Consider the following 16287-nt stretch of genomic DNA (forward strand, 5'->3'; position numbering starts at 1 on the left):
CGGCTGTCGGTATGGTTGTTTGCAAGCAGCAAGACTTTATTTCTTCAAACCAAACCAGACATCTTCCGTCATGAGAGTGCTGCCATTCATCAGTCCACTAGAGCGCATTAAGGTTTCACCACGACTGTTGGTGACCGCCTGCTGTTGGGTGCTCAACTCAGTAATACCATAATTAGCTAAGCTGTGTAGCTCACCCGCTTCTAGTCGAGCGTCACCATCATCCACCCATACACTCAAATGAGCCAATTCATCGCCTTTGAGATAGCCGTCGTTATTATTATCTAAGAGCGCCATTTTTTCATAACCATTGGCAAATTTTCCGCCTTGGTCGCCAAATAAAGCCTCACCATTAATCGCTGAACCGTTGATTTTGCGCGTATCTACCAAGAGGCCATCCCCCTTCCCGCTCAACCATTCAATCTTTTCCTTAACACCGTCACCATCAAGGTCAAACTTGACTGTCGATCCTAGTTTAGTATCACTATTGCGTTGCTTAGCCGTAGTTGCACCCGTTGTACTGATTTTCCCATCCTTGTTTAAATCCAAGGCGACCGGAGAACCTGTAGAAGCATCATAAACTTGTAATGAGAAATAACCCTTAGTTGTATTACCGTTACTGTCTGTCGCTTTGAAACCAAAACTAGTGACCTCTCCAAAATTAGGAACGCTACGCCCTGCATCCTCCCAAGTTTGTAAAGACTCGGTTTTTACCTGCATTTTTAGCACGCCCGTCGCGGGATCAAAACCCGTCACCTTCCAACCGTATTCCCCATTTTTGAAACTATCAAAAGAATAATTCTTAGGAAAAGCGAGTGAATAAGTTAAGGGTTCACCATTAGGACTATTGATATAATCCGATAAATTAAGGGTGATTTCCCGGCCATGACCCTTGTTATATACATTAGCAACTTGAATAGGCATGCGGGAGGTGAATACCGGCTTGCCAGGGGTCGTTGTTGTCTGTGAGCCTGTGGTGGGTAATCCCGTACTAAGAGCCAGTTGAACTGCTGGAGCTACTATAACTACTCGTGGACGATGAGCTACTCCCCGATTGAACCTGAGATAACATACCTGAAACCAGTGAACTGATGGAGGACTGCAAACTGCTACTGGTGAAATTGAAGTAATTACTAGAGCTAGGCTGATACGTTAAATGGTTGGTTGTACTCCCATAATAAGGAAGCGTGTTGTAATTATTGGTCGAATTATAAAAATATTTTATTGTTTTTTCAATAGCTTGTCACCGTAACTAACCCACTCTAGATCCATTAATACTGCTTTTATTAGGCCAATAAATGCTGGGATTTAAACAGCATGTCGACATTTAAGTATCATAAATTGATGATCAATATTCAGACTTGATTCAGCTAACCCTGCTTATTCTATGCACAACCAAAGCGCTATGCTTATTTAATAAGCAGTGCTGCTATTGTTTATTAGATTCGCCATAAAAACTATAAAGTAGTCCTATCTATGCTTACTATCTTAGTTCACCAAGGCTTGGCACTGATTCAGCGCTATCTCACCAAACAAGCCCTATTAAACAGTCTATTCATTTGGCTTAGCTTAAGTAGTAGTTATGCCTATGCTATACCCGATCTGAGTCTGGGATTGTTTGGTCCTGGAATTCAAGATGGTACTGAACCGTTTAATAACGATGGTAACTGCAGTAGCACCACCGTGAAAGCAGCCGCTGGGGATGACTGTGGAGAGGCTAATAACCAAGTTCGCACACAAGATAGTGTAATTTTTAACTGGTCGATCACCGCCAGTAACTATACACTGGGGCAAACACCGCCTAAGAATGTGGTATTAGAACAAATCCTTCATCCGGGATTGAATGCAAAAGTTTCCTTTCAACGAGTTCCTGCTCGTTGCCTACCTGCAGGGGGTGGTGGTACTAACCCCGCTTCAACGATCACCACCGAAACGAATGGTGATATTAAACTGACTTGTAATTTGGGTGAACTTACCGATGGGGGGCAAATTTCGTTCTCTACCTTTGCCAAAGTTTCTGGCCAGTCTTGGAATGGTGCTAGTTTTACTAGTAGTCAGCGCTTGTACTCGAATGATGATACCGGTACGCCCAATGCCAATAGTGACACCCTCCCGACGGTAGGACCGTTTGAGATTTCAGCGCGCCCGATGATGGATCTCAGTAGCAGTCGTTTTCGTGGCTATTATTTGTATGGTGATCGGGACGTCGGTCAGGGTTTAGAACCCGGCTATTACACGTGGGTGAATATGCGTCTTGCTTCCTCGCAAAAATCGGGTAGTGAAGCGATTAAGCAACCATTTACTTACAACTTTGATTTGTCTGCGACTAAAAATGCCGTGAATGGGGTCGACTACACCAATTCGGGTTTTGAATACCATATGGTCGACTGCTTCTATAATACCATTGGCTGGGGCGACAATTTATGGGGTCGAGAGGCACATGGTGCAAGTGACCTGACTAACTATCCTTTAGAGAAAAAAGTCGTCGACTCGGGGACTTGTAGCTTTAATCGGGCTAACCCCACCAATATCTCCTCACCTTATACCATGTCGATTAGCGGTACTGACTTATCCGGTTCACGCTATCCTACGCAAACCATTGGTGGCACCAGTTTAGCGGCAGGGCCTTATTATTATATGGATATGTTGGCCCGGTTTTTTATCCCGATGCGCGTAATTGATAATGCGGATGGGGTAATGGATGGCACCGGCAGTATTTATATCAAAAATATCTTGGCTAACTTTAGCCCAGAGGGTGTCTCAGGTACTCGCAATTACAATGGCCTCGAAGAACCGGGCTTTAATGGCAACCCGATGCCCGATACCACCATTAGCAATAATATCGCTCAGCCTTATAATTACTACTTAACCACCCGAGGCAGTTGGGCACATTACGCCTTCCCAAAAGATAATGATGCGGGGACGGGTTATTCTTATTTTGCAGCGAATGACTCACACTCAGGACAAGGCTTATTACCCCCCGGTAAAGCCTTCGCCAGTGTCTTGCATTTTGGTAATAATGGTTCAAATAACCTCTCCCATCCACAAGCTTGTAATGTATTTGACAATAGCACCTTGAAATTGGTTGATCGCAGCGCTTTTGGTGCAACCGCAGGCACTTATGCTTATGTAGGCACTTATAATGCCAATGGTTTTGATGCCAATAATTATGTGGTTGAATACGGGCATGTTGACCTAACGGGTGATGACCCGCTGGATAAAAATGGTGATAACACCCCCGATTATAATAATCAAACCGGCCGTTATGAAGGCAAGTGGACTGCACAAGGCCTCGCCCGTTGTGATAATAATGCCACCACTTGGCAGACTGATCCGACTCAAGTGGGCTCGGGGATTGATGATGTCAATATCGTCCGCGTCCGCCTAAAAGACAGTGTGCAAGACAGCGTAAAATTAACCAGCGCTCAATACATCCGCTTTGTGACTCCATTAGCCGCTCGGAATAATTTTTATCAAGGTCCGCATAATGGCGAACTGATCCCAATGGGGACGGTCATGGCGACTTTTGGTAGTGTGCGTACTGATGAATTTTGGAGTGGAATCTGGACACCGGATAATAGCCGTCCTTATCAACCTTCACCTGAAACTGGCAGTTTTGACGGAGATCGGGTTACTTTAGCGCGCACCACTAGCCGCTTAGATTCTGAGACCCTTACCCCCTTAGCCACTCCGGGTAATACCGCCAGTACCTTGGCAGGTAATCAAGTCGTCTGGAAAGTCAATACAGCGATTCAAAGCTTATTAAGCACCCCGCCGCAAGAAACCGGGGTAAAAATTATCGCTGAGCTGCCACCTGAGGTCAGTTATAACCAAAGCTGTACCGCAAGCTATACCAATTCCAGCGGCACTGTGATTGGGACACCCGCTGATCTGGTCGAATTCAATACGGATCGCAACGGTCTCGCTAAACCGGGCTATACCCGCTTAACTTGGAATTTAGGCACTGTCACAGCGGACACACCGATCCCCTCACGGATTATCTGTACGGATAGTGACCCTCTAGCAAAAAATAATACCAGCGTCATTAGCTATTTTGAAATTTCAGGTGATACCTTGATTTCGCCGTTAATCCAACGCAGCGATACACATACCATTACCTTAGAACAAATTGGGAGTATCCAAATTTCCAAAAAAGCGGATACAACATTAGACAATCAAAACGACAACCAAGTTTATACTATCAGTTGGGCAAACTTTGCAGAGTCTTTTAGTATTGCCCCCCCCACGGTGATTGACATCTTACCCTATAATGGTGATGCGAATGCCACTAATTCTGAGCGTAGCCCAGCTTCCAACTTTGTAGGCACCCTCACACTGCAACAAGCGCCTAGTATCACTTGGGTTGATGGTTCGGTGCCAGGTGGAGCTGAGGCCAGCATGGGGACTTGGTATTATACGAATGATAACCCGAGCAGTATTAACTCCAATCCTGATCAAAACACCTCCAATTGGTGTTTAGCGAGTAGCTTTGCTACCGCTGGCTGCCCGACGGGCTTTGCCAATGTCACCGCTATAAAATTTGTATCGAATTACAACTTAGAAAAAGATGGAAATCCACGGCAAGGGATGAAAGCAACCATCACCCTGCAAACTAGCAGTAATAATCCCGGTAATCGTTATACGAATCGCTTTGCCTTTGACACACCGTCCTTACCAGCCGCTCAATTCCTGCGGTCTAATAATGAAACCGTCTATATTGCCAGTTACTCACTCGGTGATTTCTTGTTTAGTGATAATAATCATAATCAGAAATTCGATGCAGGCATTGATAAGCCCGTACCGGATGGTGTCACTGTCAACCTCCATAAAGCGGATGGTACGCTAGTCAGCACGACCACGACTGGCTTACAAAAGCCCGGACGTTATTTATTTAATCTACTGGGTGCGGGTGATTACTATATAGAAATTCCAGCCAGTGAATTTCAAACTGGCGCTAAACTAGCGGGTTGGGATATTGATCTGAATAGTGCACCCGCCGCCAATGATACCAATGAACTGAATAACCAAGACGGCTATAAAACCAGTACCCCGTCTACCGCAGGGATTCGTTCGAATACGCTTAGCTTATCGGCCACTCCACCTTTACCTGGGCAAGTCCCCAAAGGCGATGAACCAATAGGGGATAACACTGCAAGCCTGACCGATAGTACGGGTGATGACTTTTCTAATTACACCTTAGACCTTGGTTTAAGCCCAATTTATGATTACGGTGATGCTCCGGCGAGCTTCGGCGTGGCCGGACATATTCAACAAGCTGATCCCGCGCCTAAACTTGGGGTCGTTGCACCCGATACGGAAACCAGTAGCGCGCACTCTCCTGATGCCAAAGGCGACGGCAATGATGAAACGAGCCTGACGCAATTCCCTGCTTGGGAACTCGGTCGCAAATGCAGTGGTTTATTAGCCAATGGTCAGTACGGTACGGTGCAAATGACTGCGAATAGCTATTGCCTAACGGTCAAAGCCTCTAATCCTAGTAATAAGGCGGCACAGGTACTGGCGTGGATTGATTTTAATAATGATCAAGCCTTTGATGACAATAGCGAGCGCTCAGTGGCTGTCTTGAATAATAATGCCGCTGATGACAGCACACAGGGCAATCTCCCTGCGAATAGCTCTAATCAAACCATCGTTTTACAATGGACAGGGGTAACGCCGCCGAGTAGCCCGACAATTTTTGTCCGCTTACGCAGCACCACCGATCCTGACTTTAAAACCAGTAACCTCGCAAGCAGTACGGGGTTTGCCGCCGATGGCGAAATAGAGGACTATCAATTTGACTTAAGCCTTGGTTATCCCGTGAGTGGCCGAGTTTATCAAGACAGCAATGTCAATGGCATCAGTGATAGCAGTGAAAAAGGCCTCGCGGATGTTGCAGTGGTCTTACTCAATACCACCACCAACACCTGTGTTAGTGTACTGACCGATGCGCAAGGGAATTATCAATTTAATAATGTGCCTGCAGGTGATTATCGCCTCTATGAAGCGGCCAATGCTGAAATACCGCCCGTCTGTGATCTGAGTACTGCCCGTGACCCGAGTGATTATGTATCTTCAACCACGAATGTGCTACCGAGCTTCACGGTGAATGCGATTATCACCAATAAGAACTTTGGTGATGTCAAACTCCCGAATTTTACCCTCGATAACCATCAAACCATTAATCCCGGTGCGAGCGTTGTTCATCAACATATCTTCCAAGCGCAAACCACCGGTAGCGTAAGTTTTAGTGTGAAACAAGCGCTAGCCACTCCGACTAATCTGACTTGGGGCATCACGCTGCACCAAGATATGAATTGTGATGGGCAGCTCGACGGTGGCGATCAAGCTTTAACTGCGAGTGTAAATGTGAGTGCAGGCCAAAAGGTTTGTATCTTAACCAAAGTCCTCGCCCCGACCAATGTGAGTGGCGAAGCTAGCCATCGTGCAGAAATCCAAAGTAGTTTCATCTTTGGCGATGGTAGTTTAATTCCGGCTCCCTACCTGCAAGTGCATACGGATATAACGGATACACTTGACGACACCTCCAGCGAGCCGATTGATGGCAAAGGTAAACTATCACTGGTCAAAGCGGTTTGGAATGTGACTCGCAATATTAAAGGTGACGTTGCTCTTCCCGGAGAAAAGCTGCGTTATAGTATTCGCTATGAAAATACCGGTGATGGTCTTTTGAGTGAGCTGATCGTGCACGATACAGTCCCTGAATTTACTCAAATGGTTCCGGGTTCGCAACAGTGCCTGACGACACCGAGCGAATTGAGTGCTTGTACACCGACTCAGGTAAACACTCGTTTAGAATGGGTATTTACGGGCAAGCTCAAAGCGGGTTCCAGTGGTGAAGTCGCCTATGAAGTTACTGTTGAATAAGCTGAATTAGTGACGAGCTAAACTCCCCAACAACCGACTCAAGAAGCGAGGTTAACTCGCTTCTGCTTTGTCAGTTATCAGTTGCCCCTTCAGTGCTAACTTACTTGGCACTCTTAGCCCTTGGCTAAAAGACTCAGCTCACTGGATGACTTAACTGATTTAGCTCATTTTTTATTAGTAGGCTTTAAGCTAAGTTTACGCCGTGGCGGTTTATCGCCTGAACTATTACTGGTATTGGCTTTACCTTTATGGCTACGCTTAGGCTTGTCATCACGGAAACCGCTCGGCTTAGGTTTATCACGCCCTGCAAAACCTTCTTGTGGCTTAGCGGTACGTTCACTGCGAGCAGCACCTTGATTGGAACTACGATTTGCATCAGTACGTTCTGTACGTTCTCTATAGCCACCAGAGCGCTCATTCGCTCGATCATTAGAACGCTCAGTGCGCTCCCGTCCTGTATCACGAGTGGTCTCTCGAGGTATAGCCCGATTTGAGTCCCGACTAGACTCACGGCCAACACCGCGCTCATAGTCACGTGAGGTATCTCGACTCGTTTCTCGATATGTCTCACGACTAGACTCACGGCCAAGGCCACGCTCATAGTGAGGTGCTGAGTCAGAACGCTCTCGCGGCTCAGCAGAACGATAATTTGCCCCCTCCGTGTTAGAACGAGGCCGCTCCCGCGATCCCTCTGCACGCCCACCGCGATGATCTGCATAGGGTTTTCGCTCAGAGCGCTCATAATCACGCGGGCTGCCCCCCGTATCTAGCGAAATATTCAGCGGTCGGCCACAAACTCGAACACCTTTAAGATGAGTAAAAGAATCGGCAGGCATCCCTTCGGGCAAATCTAACAGCGTAAAATGATCTCGAATACTAATATTGCCGATAAAATTGCTATCTAAACCGATCTCATTAGCAATCGCCCCGACAATATTTTTAGGCTGTACGCCATGTTCACGCCCGACCTCAATCCGATAACGGCGCATTTCCCGATCACTACTGACATTAAAACGCTCCCGACCACCACGCTCGCGCCCCCCCTCGCGCTCTCTGCCACGATCAGAGCGCTCAGGACTCCTACGTTCCGACTCAGGCGGTATATCTTCAATTTCTGGCTGAAGCGGCTGGTCTTTTTGCACTAAATAGGCCAAGGCAGCCGCGACATCTTCCATGTCCAAAGCTTGCTCGTTCTGGAAAGCTTCCATGAGCTCACGGAAAAAATTCAATTCTTGCGATTCAATCGTCTCGCTGATTTGGCGTTTAAACTGATCAATGCGCCGATCAACAATCTCATTACGGGTCGGTAATTGCATCGGCTCGATACGCTGGCGAGTCGCTTGTTCAATCGCATACAGCATGCGCTTTTCCCGAGGAGCGACAAACAGAATCGCCTCGCCTGTGCGCCCTGCCCGTCCAGTGCGGCCGATCCGATGCACATACGATTCGGTATCATTGGGAATGTCATAATTGACCACATGGCTGATACGTGGCACATCTAAACCTCGTGCCGCCACATCGGTCGCCACCACAATATCGAGCTTGCCATCTTTTAAACGCTCAATGGTGCGTTCCCGTTGCTGCTGATTGAGATCACCATTTAAGGCGGCAGCCTCATAACCACGCGCCTCTAATTTTTCTGCTAATTCTTCGGTAACAATTTTGGTGCGCACAAAGATAATCATCGCATCAAAATCAGTGACTTCAAGAATCCGCGTTAAAGCATCTAATTTATGCAAGCCCCGTACTTGCCAATACCGCTGAGTGATCGCCTCTACCGTACTGGTCTTAGCGGCAATTTTGACCTCAACAGGATCATGCAAATGGCGCATTGCAATCCGGCGTATCGGTGCTGGCATGGTGGCTGAAAATAAAGCTACTTGGCGCTCAGGCGGCGTGTGGCTGAGAATTTCATCCACATCGTCAATGAAGCCCATGCGCAGCATTTCATCTGCCTCATCCAGAACCACGGCTTTTAAGCGGCTTAAATCCAGAGTTCCACGCCCTAAGTGATCTAAGACTCGCCCTGGTGTTCCTACCACGACTTGCACACCACGTTCTAACTGCCGTAACTGCTGCCCCATGCTTTGTCCACCATAAATGGGGAGTACATGAAAACCGGGTAAATGACGGGCATAGGTTTGCATCGCTTCGGCGACTTGAATCGCCAACTCCCGGGTTGGTGCGAGTACGAGCAACTGCGGATAGGCTTGGCTACTGTCAATACGGCTTAATAAAGGTAAAGCAAAAGCGGCCGTTTTACCGGTCCCGGTTTGGGCTTGCCCCAATAAATCGTGGCCGTCTAATAATAGCGGGATACTTTCGGCCTGAATGGGTGAAGGAGTTTCATAGCCGACTTCGATAATCGCTTTCAAAATCGGCGCAGCTAACGCCATTTCATCAAAACGCAGTGAAACGGGAGGGGTTAAATCATTTGTCATGGAGCTGCCTGTATGGAGTGCCAGTGGATGCGTGGATTAGACGGACTGGGTAAAGCTAAAAAGGTTGACTACCTTACGCTGTTTAAGATTAGCATGCAAGGTGGATACTGACTAGTTATTCAGGGTTAGTGAATATTTAAACAGAGTTCCACCTCCTATCATCTGATTTAACATAGAAACCTGTTGACCTCGCCCCCCTGACTACCCTAGTGTAGTCATTCTTTGGCAGCAAGTTTCCGATGAGTTTATGACCTATTGTATTGGCATTTCCTTAAATGACGGCTTGGTTTTGACCTCTGATTCGCGCACTAACGCGGGTATAGACCATGTTAGCACGTATAGCAAAATGAATATTTGCAAAACCAATCCCGATCGCTTAGTCGTATTGATGACAGCGGGCAATCTTGCGACCACCCAAAGCGTGGTTGAGCAAGTACAACGTGATATGCGTGACGATAGTAAAACTAATCTAAATAACCTAAATTATATGGGGGATATTGCTGATTACGTCGGTGACTTATTAGTCAATCGCATTCGACGCTATACAGAAAGTTCGGGCTTTGTCCCCGATGCTTCGATGATTTTAGCGGGGCAAATTCGCGGCGGACGAGTCCGCGCTTTTATGATTTATCCCCAAGGTAATCATATTACTACCTCGGAAGAGACCCCTTATTTGCAAATTGGCGAAAGTAAATACGGCAAACCCGTATTAGATCGCTTTATTGATCTTGAAACCACCTTGGAAGATGCCGCTGTTTGCTCACTAATTTCGATGGACTCGACGATGAAAAGTAATGCCAGCGTAGGGCCACCGATTGAAGTGTTAATGTATCGCAAAGATGCTTTAGTGATTCAGTCTCATTACCGTTTTGGCCCGGATCATCCGTATTTGCTACAAATTCGCCAGCAATGGGCCAGCCAATTGTATAATGCCTTCCGAGCGATGCCACCTTTACCCTTGGTAACTAGCTAAACTAGCTAAGCCACTGACTTTAGCGATCAACAACAAGGCCGTGTTTAAAACTGCCTTGTTGCTTATAGCGCTAATAAGGTTAAATTAACCGCGCCGCAAATCGAGGGTATGTGGATACTCTGGATTCATTTTCGCGGGCTTAGGCTGCACGGCGGTTCCCGGTTGGCTACCTTCAGCTAAGAAAGTACGACTCGCCGATGAGCTAAATAGTTTTGGCTCAGGCAGCGGCTGGCGATCTTGCATCATATCCATATCCGCACGGAAACGTGAAATCCGCCGCCCTTCCGCTTCAAAAGCATTCACAGGGAAACTTTCATAACTACGACCGCCGGGATGCACGACATGATAAGCACAGCCACCGATTGAGCGATTATTCCAAGTATCCACAATATCGAAGACCAAGGGTGAGTGCACCCCAATGGTAGGATGCAAAGCAGACGGCGGTTGCCATGCCCGATACCGAATCCCCGTCACATACTGCCCATGGACTTCGGTTTTACGTAAAGGAATTTCGACCCCATTGCAGACAATCACATAGCGTGACTCCGTTAAGCCCGTTACCTTAATCTGCAAGCGCTCCATTGACGAATCGACAAAGCGGGCTGTGCCAGTATTGCTCAGCTCCTCACCTAAGATATGCCAAGGCTCTAAAGCAGCGCGCAATTCAATTTCAATCCCCCGATATTGCACCTGTCCATAGACCGGAAAACGGAACTCTTGGAAGGGTTCTAACCATTTTGGATCAAAGTTATAACCCGCCAGCTGGAGCTCTTCGCAGACCTCGCGCATATCTTGCTCGACATAAAACGGTAGCATAAAGCGATCATGCAATTCCGTCCCCCACCGCACAAGTTTATGCTTATACGGTGTTTGCCAAAAGCGTGCCACTAAAGCACGTACCAACAGCATTTGCATGATCGACATGCGCGCATGAGGTGGCATCTCAAAGGCGCGTAACTCCAGCAAGCCTTGGCGACCACTCAGCGAGTCCGGCGAATACAGCTTATCAATACAAAACTCTGAGCGATGCGTATTGCCGGTAATATCGACTAATAAATTCCGCAGTAAGCGATCCACCAACCAAGGCTGCTGAGTCTCACCATCAGGCATTTGCTGGAAAGCGATTTCTAACTCATACAAGCTTTCATTGCGGGCTTCATCGACTCGGGGTGCTTGACTGGTTGGACCAATAAACATCCCCGAAAATAAATAAGACAAGCCCGGATGATGCTGCCAATAGGTTAACAAACTTCGTAATAAATCAGGGCGGCGCAAAAAAGGGCTATCTGTGGGCTTAGCAGCGCCTAGAGTGACATGATTCCCTCCCCCAGTACCGGTATGGCGACCATCCAGCATAAATTTCTCAGTGCCTAAACGGGATTCACGCGCCAATTCATACAGCACTTCAGTATTTTTCACCAGTGAATGCCAATCGGCAGCTGGATGAATATTCACTTCAATCACACCGGGATCAGGAGTAATTTTAAAGGACTTCAAGCGAGGATCGGCCGGTGGCTCATACCCCTCTAGCATAATTGGCAGCTTCAGATAGGCAGCAGTCTGCTCTAGATGGGCTAAGAGATCTAAATAATGCTCAAGATAATTGAAGGGCGGGAGAAAGACATGCAAGCGACCTTGGCGTACTTCCACACAAATTGCCGTGCGCGGAATATCATACCAACTAGCATAGAGCGGCTCTTTTTCCTTAGATGGCTCAGTACTCGCCGGTTGAGTCGCTGCTGCATGAAAATCAGGTAGCGCTGCGCGTTCTTCAAACGGACAAGGTTGATTTTCCACCTCACGCTCAGTCTCAGTTGTCCATACCAGAGCATCTAAAGGTAAGCGGAAACCCATCGGGGAATTACCGGGGATTAAATACATTTCCTCACGCCGGAAATACCAAGGTGTACCTGTCCAACGGCGCTGCTCGTGACTCCAACTGAGAGGCAAAGCATACCCAGTTGCAGTATCTAAGCCTCGCTGCAAGCTCAGCACTAAATCATTACGGTGTTTGCTATCTCGTAAATTCAGGGTTAACCAATCAACATTAGCGGGCTGGTTAGCCTCTTTCCATAAGTAATACAAACGATCTTCAAAACCTGCACGGACATAAGCCGTAGAAATCCCCAAACTTAAGCATAAGCGATCAATGAAACGTTTAGCATCTGCTTCGGTTAGCCCATAGTCTTTTCCATCTTCGGCTAGCCATTGCTGATCTAGCCATACGGGTTGACCATCGGGTCGCCAGAAACAGCCCAAGGCCCAACGCGGGAAAGGTTCACCCGGATACCATTTGCCTTGACCGTATTGCAACACACTCCCCGGCGCATAATGAGCTTGCATCTTCTTCAGCAGTACACCCGCTAAGGTGCGCTTATGCTCACCTAAAGCCGCTGTATTCCATTGTGCCGAATCCATATCATCTATAGACACAAACGTCGGCTCACCACCCATCGTCAAGCGCAGGTCATGAGCTTGCAAGTCCTGTTCGACTTGCTCACCCAAGGCCAATATTTGCGCCCATTGTGCATCGGTATAAGGCTTAGTCACCCGAGGATCTTCATGAATCCGGCGAACACTGTTCTCATATTCAAAACTGACCTGGCACACGCCCGTTGCACCCTCTACCGGAGCCGCTGAAGCGGGGTCAGGTGTACAAGCTAAAGGAATATGCCCTTCGCTTGCAAATAAGCCCGAAGTAGGGTCAAGCCCAATCCAACCAGCACCTGGTACATAAACTTCTGTCCAAGCATGTAAATCGGTAAAGTCAGCTTCTGGGCCACTCGGTCCGTCTAAGGATTTTTGATCTGCTGTTAATTGCACTAAATAACCGGATACAAAGCGCGCTGCTAAACCTAACTGCCGTAAGATCTGCACCAATAACCAAGCCGTATCACGACAAGAACCACGCCGAATCGTTAGGGTTTCTTCACAGCTTTGTACACCAGGTTCCATGCGAATGTTATAGGCAATATCGTGTTGTAGACGCTGATTGAGATACACTAAAAAATCATTGATATTTTGCTGATCACGCTTGACTGAAGCAACCCAAGCCGTTAACAACTCACCTGATTCAGTGACTTCTAAATACGGTTGGAGTTCTTTTTTGAGGCTGTCTTTATATTCAAACGGATATTGGGTCGCATAATCCTCTACAAAAAAATCAAATGGATTAATTGCAACCATATCCGCAATTAAATTCACTTCAATACTTAATTCATTGAGACGATCAGGAAAGACTAAGCGCGCTAAATAATTGCCGAATACATCTTGTTGCCAATTAATAAAATACTGAGTTGCACCAATAGTTAAGGAATAAGCGTGAATCGGGGTACGCGAGTGAGCGGCTGGGCGCAAACGAATAATATGCGGAAAGACATTAATAAATTGGTCGAATTTATAGACCGTTTTATGGTGAACTGCAACTTGGATACTCATGAAAGTCCTCGATTAACTCTGTGCCTGTACTTGTAATTGGGAAAAATCCGTTTCGGGATAAAACCAAGTATGGGCAATCTCACCATGTAAGACGGTTAAATCAGCTTGCAGCCGATCCATAAACCAATGAATTTGATCAACCGGAATCGCGCTAATCTCTTGTTGAGCGAATTGCTCAGCAATCCGCGAACTCCTAGCACGCACCTGATCGGGGCCGGGTAAGCGCGCTAAGTAAAAATTAACGCCTGTTAAAGAATAGAGTAAAGAACGCGGGAATTTTAAATCTTGGCAAAGAAACTCTAAAACATCACGGGCAATCACTCGTGAGTTTTTATGTCGCAAATACATTTGCTGCGCGCCTAAGGCTGAGAGCAAACTCGCCCACAAAATACTTTCATAACGGCGCAAAGCATGGCTACGATCTTCGGCGAGTAATAAAGAGGTCATCTCTAAAGTACGACTCGTCATATCAGCACGCTCAACATGCTTGCCAATTTGAATGAAATCAAACGCATGATCACGACTTAAATGGTTTTCTAAAACCCCGCGAATCCGTTGGCAGGCAGCCATGACCTCACGCAAGACTCGTTGCCGACTATGCCGGCTACTCAGGGAGGGCAAAGCCGCTTGTAGCTGCAAATAGGTCTGATTAACCTGTTCCCAAATGACCTCCGGCAGTAAATCCAAGGAAGTACGCACATTTTCACGCACATTCGCAAATGAGCCTAAGAGTGAAGATGGATTATCGCGGTCTGCAATTAAAAACCGCATCACGTTTTCTTCATTAATTTCTGGGTAGTTTTTGGTGTATTGCTCTTCAGCATTAAAAATCACCACCGGCGTAAACCAGTCAAACTCTAAAGTTTCGGGTAAATCCATCAAGAGCATGGTATGAGCACTAATCAAGCGTGCGGTATTATCAGCCCGCTCTAAATAACGAGCCATCCAATAAACTCGCTCGGCAACACGTGATAACATCATTGCACCCCCCCTTCCCACGCTTGATCATCCACGATCCAAGTATCTTTACTGCCCCCACCTTGCGAGGAATTAACGACTAAAGACCCCTCCACCATCGCCACCCGTGTCAATCCACCCGGAGTCACATAAATATCCTTGCCACTCAAAATAAAAGGACGCAAATCTAAATGCCGTGCAGCAATTTTATCATCACACCACGTTGGATTAACTGACAAACTCAAGGTCGGCTGGGCAATATAATTATTCGGATTTTCTTGAATCAGCTGCCGAAACTCCTCGACCTTTTCTGGGCTAGAATGCGGGCCGACTAACATCCCATAACCACCGGATTCATTCGCAGGCTTCACGACTAATTCCGGCAAATGCTCTAAAACATAAGCACGCTCTTCGGGTTTGCGACAGACCCAAGTCGGTACATTCGGCAAAGAAGGCTCTTCATTCAGAAAATAACGAATCAGATCCGGCACATAGGCATAAATGACTTTATCATCGGCAACGCCACAACCCGGAGCATTAGCAATCGCCACTTTACCTTCACGCCAAGCACGCATAATCCCCGGTATCCCCAGCATCGAGTCTTTACGGAAAACTTCAGGATCAATAAAATCATCATCAATCCGCCGATAAATCACATCCACTCGCTCTGGACCTTGAATGGTTTTCATATAGACATAATTATCTTTACCCACCATCAAATCAGCGCCTTCCAGCAAAACCAAGCCCGCTTGCTGGGCTAAATAAGCATGCTCAAAATAGGCTGAGTTATAAATACCGGGGGTGAGTAAGGCAATGGTCGGTTGCTCTAAATCAGGGCGTAAGGAAGCTAGCATCGTGTAGAGCTGTTCGGGATAAGGGCTAACCGGGCTAATCGGCAATAAATTAAAAATATCTGGCAGGACTCGTTTAGTAATCCGCCGATTTTCTAACATATAGGCTACCCCAGAAGGTACTCGTAAATTATCCTCCAACACATACATAACCCCATCGCTATGTCGCACCAAATCTGAGCCGCAAATATTTGCCCACACACCATGCGGCGGTGTCATCCCCACACAAGCTTCACGATAGCCTTTCGATTGCATCACCACATCTTCAGGAATAATGCCATCGCGAATCGCCCGACGCTCATTGTAAACATCCTGAATGAAGCTATTGAGTGCACGAATACGCTGCTTTAGCCCTGTTTCAGTGCGACTCCATTCACTCCCTGAAATAGCCCGAGGAATTAAATCAAAAGGCCAAGCCCGGTCGATATTGCCCGCATCACTATAAATCGTGAACGTAATGCCCATTTCTCGAATGACACGCTCTGACTCTGCCACTCGATGACAAAACTCAGCACGACTTAAATCCTTGAGATAATCGACTAACTTCCGGCTATGCGGCCGACTTTCTTGACAAGCAAGCATTAGCTCGTCATGAAACGGCTGCGGGTTATAACAGCTCCACTCCTGATTCATACACAGCTTCCTTTTTTAATGTTATTAGGTAACAAGCAATTTGTGTGCCTAGAAATTTGCTTATTGAGTTTCACATTCAGTCAGTACGCTGAAGCTAACTCACAAATGC

Annotated in this window: 6 protein-coding genes and 1 pseudogene; 2 read left to right on the plus strand and 5 right to left on the minus strand. The window is 46.9% G+C overall.

Annotated features, from left to right (window positions below; genetic code table 11):
* Positions 1-36 precede the first annotated feature (36 nt).
* Entirely contained in the window at positions 37-921 is an 885-nt protein-coding gene (locus tag B5D50_RS02145; RefSeq protein WP_078920940.1) for a hypothetical protein, read from the minus strand.
* A 552-nt stretch (positions 922-1473) separates the two neighbouring features.
* Between B5D50_RS02145 and B5D50_RS02150 the strand changes: the two genes are divergently transcribed.
* Positions 1474-6885 (plus strand): SdrD B-like domain-containing protein, encoded by a 5412-nt coding sequence (locus B5D50_RS02150; RefSeq protein WP_078920941.1) that lies wholly within the window; start codon positions 1474-1476, stop codon positions 6883-6885.
* Positions 6886-7652: 767 nt separating this feature from the next.
* Here B5D50_RS02150 and B5D50_RS02155 read toward each other — a convergent pair.
* Positions 7653-9326 (minus strand): annotated as a pseudogene (locus B5D50_RS02155) (DEAD/DEAH box helicase); the annotation flags it as partial.
* Positions 9327-9573: 247 nt separating this feature from the next.
* Between B5D50_RS02155 and B5D50_RS02160 the strand changes: the two are divergent.
* Positions 9574-10299: a proteasome-type protease gene (locus tag B5D50_RS02160; protein ID WP_078920943.1), complete on the plus strand. Its 726-nt coding sequence runs from the start codon at positions 9574-9576 to the stop codon at positions 10297-10299.
* A gap of 84 nt (positions 10300-10383) precedes the next feature.
* Here B5D50_RS02160 and B5D50_RS02165 read toward each other — a convergent pair whose 3' ends face one another.
* Genes B5D50_RS02165 through B5D50_RS02175 form a run of 3 tightly spaced genes read right to left on the minus strand, consistent with a single transcriptional unit; the run spans position 10384 to position 16178 of the window.
* Positions 10384-13737 carry a transglutaminase family protein gene (locus B5D50_RS02165; protein ID WP_078920944.1) on the minus strand — a complete coding sequence of 1118 codons (3354 nt, stop codon included), beginning with the start codon at positions 13735-13737 and terminating at the stop codon, positions 10384-10386.
* Between the two features lie 12 nt (positions 13738-13749).
* Complete coding sequence (locus tag B5D50_RS02170; protein WP_078920945.1) at positions 13750-14718, minus strand: alpha-E domain-containing protein; 969 nt, start codon at positions 14716-14718, stop codon at positions 13750-13752.
* Complete coding sequence (locus B5D50_RS02175; protein ID WP_078920946.1) at positions 14715-16178, minus strand: circularly permuted type 2 ATP-grasp protein; 1464 nt, start codon at positions 16176-16178, stop codon at positions 14715-14717. Before B5D50_RS02175 ends, B5D50_RS02170 begins: the two co-directional genes overlap by 4 nt.
* Positions 16179-16287 lie beyond the last annotated feature (109 nt).

This window comes from Thiothrix eikelboomii, from assembly GCF_900167255.1.
Classification (GTDB): Bacteria; Pseudomonadota; Gammaproteobacteria; order Thiotrichales; family Thiotrichaceae; genus Thiolinea; species Thiolinea eikelboomii.

Coding starts and splice junctions, on each gene's coding strand:
- B5D50_RS02145 (WP_078920940.1), bottom strand. CDS start 921: ATGCCTATTCAAGTTGCTAATGTATATAACAAGGGTCATGGCCGGGAA.
- B5D50_RS02150 (WP_078920941.1), top strand. CDS start 1,474: ATGCTTACTATCTTAGTTCACCAAGGCTTGGCACTGATTCAGCGCTAT.
- B5D50_RS02160 (WP_078920943.1), top strand. CDS start 9,574: ATGACCTATTGTATTGGCATTTCCTTAAATGACGGCTTGGTTTTGACC.
- B5D50_RS02165 (WP_078920944.1), bottom strand. CDS start 13,737: ATGAGTATCCAAGTTGCAGTTCACCATAAAACGGTCTATAAATTCGAC.
- B5D50_RS02170 (WP_078920945.1), bottom strand. CDS start 14,718: ATGATGTTATCACGTGTTGCCGAGCGAGTTTATTGGATGGCTCGTTAT.
- B5D50_RS02175 (WP_078920946.1), bottom strand. CDS start 16,178: ATGAATCAGGAGTGGAGCTGTTATAACCCGCAGCCGTTTCATGACGAG.